The organism is Rhizobium sp. UGM030330-04, assembly GCF_003208455.1.
Lineage (GTDB): Bacteria > Pseudomonadota > Alphaproteobacteria > Rhizobiales > Rhizobiaceae > Agrobacterium > Agrobacterium rhizogenes_A.
The window spans coordinates 26,366-34,239 of the sequence record NZ_QKML01000024.1; the positions used below are offsets into that span (position 1 = coordinate 26,366).

At 58.6% G+C, this 7,874-nt stretch carries 9 protein-coding genes and 1 pseudogene; 6 read left to right on the forward strand and 4 right to left on the reverse strand.

Annotation, left to right across the window (positions count from 1 at the left end):
* Positions 1-17: 17 nt before the first annotated feature.
* Positions 18-1,583, forward strand: a complete 1,566-nt coding sequence (gene metG, locus N434_RS24510; protein WP_110760672.1) for a methionine--tRNA ligase — start codon at positions 18-20, stop codon at positions 1,581-1,583.
* A gap of 105 nt (positions 1,584-1,688) precedes the next feature.
* On the opposite strand, the gene N434_RS24515 is transcribed toward metG, so the two are convergent.
* Positions 1,689-2,522, reverse strand: coding sequence for an enoyl-CoA hydratase/isomerase family protein (locus tag N434_RS24515; protein ID WP_110760673.1), 834 nt, complete (start codon positions 2,520-2,522; stop codon positions 1,689-1,691).
* Between the two features lie 126 nt (positions 2,523-2,648).
* Between N434_RS24515 and N434_RS24520 the strand changes: the two genes are divergently transcribed.
* Positions 2,649-3,029 carry a winged helix-turn-helix transcriptional regulator gene (locus tag N434_RS24520; RefSeq protein ID WP_110760674.1) on the forward strand — a complete coding sequence of 127 codons (381 nt, stop codon included), beginning with the start codon at positions 2,649-2,651 and terminating at the stop codon, positions 3,027-3,029.
* Between the two features lie 254 nt (positions 3,030-3,283).
* On the opposite strand, the gene N434_RS24525 is transcribed toward N434_RS24520, so the two are convergent.
* Entirely contained in the window at positions 3,284-3,841 is a 558-nt protein-coding gene (locus N434_RS24525; RefSeq protein ID WP_286172398.1) for a TetR/AcrR family transcriptional regulator, read from the reverse strand.
* Positions 3,842-4,012: 171 nt separating this feature from the next.
* On the opposite strand from N434_RS24525, the gene N434_RS24530 reads away from it, so the two are divergent.
* Both N434_RS24530 and N434_RS24535 read left to right on the forward strand, forming a co-directional pair.
* The gene (locus tag N434_RS24530) at positions 4,013-4,951 is read left to right on the forward strand and encodes an alpha/beta hydrolase family protein (protein WP_110760676.1); all 939 of its coding nucleotides are present in this window, start codon (positions 4,013-4,015) and stop codon (positions 4,949-4,951) included.
* 91 nt (positions 4,952-5,042) lie between these two features.
* Entirely contained in the window at positions 5,043-5,792 is a 750-nt protein-coding gene (locus N434_RS24535; protein WP_110760677.1) for an SDR family oxidoreductase, read from the forward strand.
* A gap of 395 nt (positions 5,793-6,187) precedes the next feature.
* Here the strand turns inward: N434_RS24535 and N434_RS24540 are convergent, their stop codons facing one another.
* Both N434_RS24540 and N434_RS24545 read right to left on the reverse strand, forming a co-directional pair.
* A complete protein-coding gene (locus tag N434_RS24540) occupies positions 6,188-6,430 on the reverse strand; it encodes a hypothetical protein (RefSeq protein WP_110760678.1) in 243 nt (80 codons plus the stop codon).
* Positions 6,427-7,101: an HAD family hydrolase gene (locus tag N434_RS24545; RefSeq protein WP_110760679.1), complete on the reverse strand. Its 675-nt coding sequence runs from the start codon at positions 7,099-7,101 to the stop codon at positions 6,427-6,429. The genes N434_RS24540 and N434_RS24545 overlap by 4 nt, the downstream gene beginning before the upstream one ends.
* A 287-nt stretch (positions 7,102-7,388) precedes the next feature.
* On the opposite strand from N434_RS24545, the gene N434_RS24550 reads away from it, so the two are divergent.
* On the forward strand, positions 7,389-7,586 hold the full coding sequence (locus tag N434_RS24550; RefSeq protein WP_110760680.1) for a PLDc N-terminal domain-containing protein: 198 nt from the start codon (positions 7,389-7,391) through the stop codon (positions 7,584-7,586).
* Positions 7,587-7,675: 89 nt separating this feature from the next.
* Positions 7,676-7,874 (forward strand): annotated as a pseudogene (locus N434_RS24555) (winged helix-turn-helix transcriptional regulator); the annotation flags it as partial.

The window sequence follows — 7,874 nt, forward strand, 5'->3', positions numbered from 1 at the left end:
TTCACAAGGATATCCCGATGAACAGCACGAAAACTTACATCACCACCTCGATTCCATACGTCAATGCCGCGCCGCATGTTGGTTTTGCGCTCGAACTTGTGCAGGCCGATGCCTACGCCCGCCATTCTCGACTTCTGGGCAAAGACGTCAGGTTTCAGTGTGGCACGGATGACAACAGTCTCAAAAACGTTCGGGCTGCGGAAGCAGCAGGACGTCCGGTAGCCGACTTCGTTGCAGAAAATGCCGATCGCTTCGAACAGCTTGGCAGGCGCCTCCAAATTTCGAACGATGAATTCGTTCGCACATCCACGGATATGAGACATATTGCCTGCGTTCATTCGCTGTGGAACGCGTGCGCCAGGAATGGCGACCTCTATCGAAAAAGCTATGAGGGCTTTTATTGCGTTGGCTGCGAGCAGTTCTACGAACTCACGGATCTGGACAGCGGAAGATGCCCGGAGCACAGCATCCCGCTTGAGATCGTGAAAGAGGAAAACTGGTTCTTTCGCCTATCCCGATATGGCGAACGCATTCGACATCTGATCGAGACAAACGAGATCGAGGTCGTCCCGGTTCACCGGCGCAACGAAATACTCGCCCTGCTCCGGCGGGGGCTCGAGGATATCAGTGTGTCGCGTAGTGCTGAAAGAGCACGCGGCTGGGGCGTGCCCGTGCCGCAGAGCGACGAAGTCATCTATGTCTGGTTCGATGCTCTCGCGAACTATCTCACAGGGCTCGGTTACGGTTCCGACGAAAGCCTCTACAAGCGATACTGGTCACCGCAAGGCGAACGCATCCATTTTGTCGGCAAAGGAATTTCCAAGTTTCATGCGATTTACTGGCCGGCAATACTCCTGTCAGCCGGAGTGCCGCTCCCGTCTTCGATCTTCATTCATGGCTATCTAACCCTGGACGGTCGAAAAATCGGAAAGTCGGCCGGCAACGGCGTCGATCCTGAGGTCTTCGTGCAGGACTACAAGACCCCGGACGCATTGCGCTATTATCTGCTACGGCACATCCGTTCCGCTGATGATGGCGATTTCTCTGAAGAACGGCTTGAGGCCGCATGGTCTGGAGAACTCGGCGGGCAGCTGGGAAATCTCCTCAATCGGGTTCTCACGTTGCTGGCATCATCCTTTTCCGGAATTACGCCTTCGGTCCCGGACAGCGCTCTTGTCCGCGAGGCAACCATCCTCCCCGAAAAGATCTTGAACTCGTTTGACAAATACGAACTCCATATCGGCCTGAATGAGATTTTCTCCTACCTCGGGTCCGCGAACCGGGAGTTTACACGCAAAGCACCCTGGTCCGATGCCAAGGCTTTAGCCGTTGAACTCGGTAGTGCGGAACGAAAAGCGATATCCGATCGCCTTGGGGCTACTCTGGCAGAACAGGTCTACGGCCTCGCCATCGTTGCTCAATGTTTGCTCCCGTTCTTACCTGAAACGGCTTCCAGGCTGCACGCGACACTCGGAATACCCTGCCCGGCGCAGTATGATTTTCGAATATCCATTACCGGAGTAAAGACATCATCTGGAGAGATCCTCTTCCCGCGGCAGACGGCGGTGCGAACGAAGTCATGATTTTGGCGTCACCGCTTTCAAAAGCGCAGGCGCGCCCATCAGAGACCGAAACCGCTTCGCTATAGCTCGTTGGAGCGGTTTCGCTATAGTCTGATCAGTCACGCCTCACATCTTCAACGCACGCAGCAAGCTTTCCAGATTTCTCTCACCCTCCTTAGTCTGTGCTCCTGCTTTCAATCCGCCCCGGATGAGCTTTTCGGCAGCGGGACGCTCGAACAATCCTGCCCAGGCCTCATGCTCGCGCTTAAAGCCACCCCGCAGATCTTGAGGAGGCAACGCCCTCTTGGCCGCGGCGATGACGCCTTCGGGCAAGGCGGAGATATTGCGCGCCAACCGGTCGACGAAGCCATCAAGCTCCGAGGCAGGCAGCGCCCGGTTGATCCAGCCATAGCGTTCCGCCGTCGCCGCATCGATGAGATCAGCGCCAAGGATCACTTCGAGAGCCCGGCCGCGCGTCATCCGGCTGGACAGATATTGCGTGGCGCCGCCACCGGGCGTGATGCCCATCAGCGCTTCGCACTGGGCGAGTCCCGCCCGCTCTTCGGCGGCAAACGCCATGTCGGCCGCCGCGACAAATTCCGCGCCGCCACCGCGCGCCAAGCCGGCGAGCTTGACGATCGTGACCTGCGGCTGTTCTCGCAAAAGTTCCCCGAACGCCTGGAAAGGATTGAGGCCCTCCGGAGCCTCAGGAGCAATTTCGTCGAAGGCATGCGGCTCATCGATCAATGTCATGTCGACATGAGCAATGAAGAACTCCGGGTCTGCGCTCTGGAAAACGAGGACGCGCGTGTCCGGGTCATCGCGAACGGAAAGGAGAAAGCGGCGCATCTCGCTCATCAAAGTGACATCCAGAACGTTGACTGGAGGATTGTCGATCGTGATCGTCGCGACGCCGTCCGCCTGGGAAACTAGAATCTTGCGGAAATCTGTGTCTGCCATCTGTAATATCTCTGTTCTTCGGGAAATTCTGGCGCCGATGTTTCGCGCCATTGACCCTAAAGTATTCATCGGATACCTAGCGTCAATTACGCACCTAAAGTATCCCAGGGATGCCGGAGCATACCGATGGATGAACCAACAAGTGAAAATGACCCTGTCTACCGTGCCGACTGCCCGAGCCGCGTGATCCTCGACCAGATCGCCGACAAATGGTCGATGATGGTGCTGGCGGTGCTCAGCGAGCCCCGTCGTTTCAACGCGATCAAGCGCCGCCTCGATGGCGTGACCCAGCGCGTTTTGACCCAGACGCTACGCAAACTGGAGCGCAATGGCATGGTGACGCGCAGGGTTCTGGATGGGCGGGTGCTCGGCGTCGAGTATGCGCTGACGCCGCTCGGCCGATCGCTGCAAGGGCCGTTCTCGATCCTGTTCGATTGGACGGTCGAGAACATCGATGTGATCCAGGACTGCCAGCGCAGCTATGACGCATCATTTGGCCCTATGTAATGGATTGAGGCTGCGGCTACTCCGCGACCTCAACCACCGAACAGCCGCGGCCTCCGCACCGACTGGAGGATGGCAGTTGCCTCTATACCCGTTGTGATCGCGAGAGCGCCGTGGTGCAAGAGAACTAGCGCCGAGAACATGCCGACCTGCTTGGGCGTCCGGACGACGGCATCACTAAGTACTGGAGCGTAAAGACCGCTTGCGCGAGCGGGCGCGCCGGTCCTATCGAGCGTCTTACTGGCAATTGCGTGTGGCTATTTCGACTTCGCCGCACCATAACGCAGTCCATCCAGCAGCAGCATGAGCATTCGTTCGGTGTGCGCCGGCCCATCCTCCCCCGAAGCCACGGCGAGGTTTCCGATCGCGCGCAGCAGATCGTAGGGCGCAACGTCGGCACGGACTTCGCCCGCATCCGCAGCGGCATTCAGCAGCATCGACAGGGCGGGTTCAAACCGGCTTCGGAAATAGTCCGGCAAGGTGGCGAATGCAGGATCTCCGGAATGGAGCGCGGCGGCCAAACCCTGCTTGGTGGCGAGGAAGCGCGTGTAGCGGATCAGCCAGGCTGCCAGCGCATCGACTGGCCCCCGCTCGGCGGCAAGCGGCCCGGCCGCATCGGCGCAGGCGTCAACCTCGCGGCGGAACACCGCTGCGACCAGGTCGGCGCGGGTCGGGAAACGGCGGTAGAGCGTGCCCAGCCCAACGCCCGCTTGCGTCGCAATCTCCCGGATGGGCGCATCCACCCCCGAACGGGCGAACACGATCTTGGCGGCTTCCAAAACGACTTCCTCGTTCCTGCGGGCATCGGCACGCATTCGCGGTGCGGGCGCTTGGGCATCACCTGGAACCGGTGACACTGCCTCGGCTGGATTCCGGAATTTGGCGGACGACATTTTTTGCGATCCCTCTTGCTAAACGGATCATTGATCCGTATTAAAGTATAGCGGATCATTGATCCGTTTGCTAGTCCGGAGGTTCGCAGTCCCATGTCCAGCTCATTCGCTAGAACCCACGCGCATGCCGCCGGCTTCCCCGCTATTGTTTCCATCGCTCCCATAACCTTGCCATCGCCGGGACGAGGCATTGACCTGCACGTCCGGGTTTCCTTCCCCGTCGCAGGCGACGCGCTGCCCGTCATCATTTTCTCGCACGGCAATGGCCAGTCGTTTCACGCCTATGGCCCCCTTGCTGATTATTGGGCAGCGCATGGTTTCGCCGTAATCCAGCCGACACATCTGGATTCGCGGATGCTTGGCCTTGCCGCGAACGATCCTCGCCGCCCCCAATTCTGGCGCTTTCGTGAGCAAGACCTAGCCACCGTCCTCGACGGGCTTGATCGCATAGAGAACGAAGCATCGCTGATCCGGGGGCGGCTCGACCACTCTCGTATCGCGATTGCCGGCCATTCATGGGGCGCGCAGACCGCCAGTACCCTGCTTGGTGCCACCCACCTCGATCCCGACGACGGATCGGTCGTCAACAGGAAGGATAATCGCATCAAGGCGGGCGTGCTGTTGGCGGCGCCAGGCCGAGGCAATGACCTGACCGAATATGCAGCACGTACCTATCCATTCATGTATCCAGATTTCTCGGCCATGACGGCGCCGACCCTGATCATCGTCGGCGACCGTGATGTGGGCACGCTTTCGACACGTGGCGCCGAATGGTGGCGTGATGCCTACGATTTGAGCCCTTCACCCAAGGCATTGTTTACGGCCTTTGGCGGCGAGCATGCTCTCGGCGGTATCCCCGGTTACGAGGCGCGCGAGACGACAGACGAACGGCCCCAGCGGGTCGACGCGATCCAGCGGCTTTCAACCGCCTACCTCCGCAGCGCGCTCTATCCCGGCGATCTCGCATTTTCCGATACGATCGCGACGCTGGCAGCCGATGCTGCGCCGGAAGGCAGCGTCGAGACGAAGTAGGTCGCCGGGTCCGCCTTTTCCGGCTCCCTCGTAACGCGCGTTCAGCCCTTCCACGGCTGCGCTATACCATCACTACAAACAGGAGTTTCACATGACCACCATCCTCATCACCGGCAGCTCGTCCGGCTTCGGGCTTGAGACTGCCCGCTATTTCCTCGATCGCGACTGGACTGTCATTGCCACGATGCGCACGCCTCGAGGGGATCTGTTGCCCGCATCCGAACGGCTGCGCGTCGTGGCCCTCGATGTGACCGACGCTGCCAGCATCACCCGCGCTCTGGACGAAGCAGGGTCGATCGACGCCCTCGTCAACAATGCCGGCGCCGGTCTGATGGGAGCGCTGGAAGGCGTTTCGATCAACGCAACACGCCAGCTTTTTGAACTGAATACCTTCGGCACCATGGCGATGTCGCAAGCAGCAATGCCCGGCTTCCGCGCGCAGGGGACGGGCGTGATCGTCAATGTGTCGTCCGCCGTGACGCTCAAGCCGTTGCCGATGTTGTCCGCCTATACTGCCAGCAAGGCGGCCGTGGAAGCATTCAGCGAGAACATGGCGCTGGAGGTGGAGCCGTTTGGGGTGCGCGTTCGGCTGATCGTCCCCGGTCGAGCGCCGGAAACCTCCTTTAGCGCGACCGCCCGCGACCGCTCGCAGAACAGCATACCCGAAGCCTATGTCGGCTGGGCGAAACAGGTGTTCTCCGCAACACCGCCGCAGCCGGCCGAAATCACCACTGCGAGCGACGTGGCAAAAGCGGTCTGGCAGGCAGTAACCGATGCCTCTTCACCGTTTCGCATCCCGACCGGCGCGGACGCCGTAAAGCTTGCCGCACAGGTCGCATAACGGCTTACTTCTGCCCCTTCACCGGCCGGATCGTTCGACGAGATCCGGCCGTCCCGCTCGGAAGAGTCCAATGAGCCGACACGCTCCGTCATCCCAATTTCATTCGCTCCTAAGAGACACTGAGCGATGAAGAGTGACTGGGTTCCACGACGCGGACGCCGATCGACTCCCGCTTTGCACCTGCTTGTTTTGGATTGTGTATTTATGTCGGGGATTTAGCACCGGCGATCGTAGCTATTTAGCGTACTGGATCCTAATTTTGGGCTGTTGTAGGATACTTTAGAGTAGGAAATGGTTGCGGGGGCCATGAGTCCATGGAGACTTGTAATTTTCAGATTGATAAGATGCCACTAAAATGATTTCTGCTTTGCGCGAATAGCAAGGACGATTGGCCTCTAATCCTGCTGTCGTATTCGTTTATATGCGAAACCTATCCAGTCATAAAGGATCCCCTGATCCAGTTTGGAAAAACGTGCTCGATGTTTTAGCCACTCCAACGAGTCGCCGGGATTGCAACGGGCATAATCCTCTCGGATGAGCGCCTCATATTCCTCGCGAAGTTCCCGATCCGACGGTTCGATTTGAAGCATCAGGCCGTTCGCTGACAGATGCAGCGCTGTTTCTTCAGCCCCGCTCATCGCCGACCTCCAACTTCATCGATGTGCCGGAGTAGATCGGCCGGATCGTCATAGACGCGGATTGCCCCCGCGTCCCTCAACTCTTCCCTACCATAGCCACCGCTTAGCAGCCCAACTCCGAGCGCCCGCGCCCGAACTGCGGCGAGCATGTCCCAGATGCTATCGCCGACCACCACGGCTTTTCCGATATCGACGCCAAGCGCATCAGCCGCGGCAAGGAAAAGATCCGGATCCGGTTTCGCGTATTTCACCTTATCCCGCGTAATGACGGGAAAGGACGAAGCATCCACGTCCAGCGCGGCAATGTTCACTGACGCTGTTTCCATCCGACCGCTTGTCGCAATAGCGAACGGGATCCCGGCATCAGCCAGCCAGCGCAGGAGTTCCCTGGCGCCCGGGAGGGGATGAATCTTGGCGCCCAGTCGGCGATAAGCCTCTGCATGGCGGTGTCTCAATCGCTCGTTCAGGGCGTCCGTGATCTCAATCCCGGTCTCACGGAGCAACTGATTGGTGAACAGCCCTCCACTCATCCCGATCTTTCGATGGATTCGCCAGACAGAAAGGTCGATGCCCTCTTCATCGAGAGCCTCCTTCCAGGCGAGAACGTGTTGGTAGACGCTGTCAACCAGCGTGCCATCGAGGTCGAAAAGAAAAGCATGATCTATCCGCATAGCAGTTGTCCCAGCAGGTTTTCGCGCCGTTTGGCAACAAACTGTGTGAAGCAATGCCTATGCCAATTTTGCCTGTCCGAAAAATCAACCAGTTAATGAATCGGCCATGGCGGAGGCGGACAAAGTGTCCCGAATTTCGTGGCAAAATGTCCTGCTGGACTTTGTACGATTTTAGTCGAAATATCTGATTTTACTATTAGATTGGGCAGGCCTCCTTTCCGGAAGCCGCCTGCCTGCACACTGCAAACTTATGTCGACTGCCTTGTCGTGATTGAAGCGGGGATCAAATGAAGCTGAGCTACGAATTGGTGTTTTTGAGCGCCGAATGGATCGTGCGACTGGGGGCGCTTGTCATCATCCCGCAACGTCGCTCCCCCTCCTCCGCCCGGGCATGGCTGTTGCTTATCTTCTTTCTGCCGATACCGGGGCTCTTTCTTTTTCTGGCGATTGGAAACGACCGCTTGTTGATTGCCACTGAGAACTGACCCGGCGTGGCGTGATATTTCCATTGAGAATTGACCCATGTTCCAACCTTCCCTCGCATGTTTTCAGCGAGGGCTATGGAGTGATCGACATGGCGTTATTGAGCGTGATCCGACGCTGGCATTTTCGAGAACATTTATCGATCCGGGAGATTTGCCGCAGGACTGGCCTATCCCGGAATACCATCCGCAAATACCTGCGTCTGGACGGCGTGGAGCCGAAGTTCAAGGTCCCGGAGCGGCCGAGCAAGCTCGATCCTTTTGCCGATCGGTTGTCTGCCTGGCTGAAGA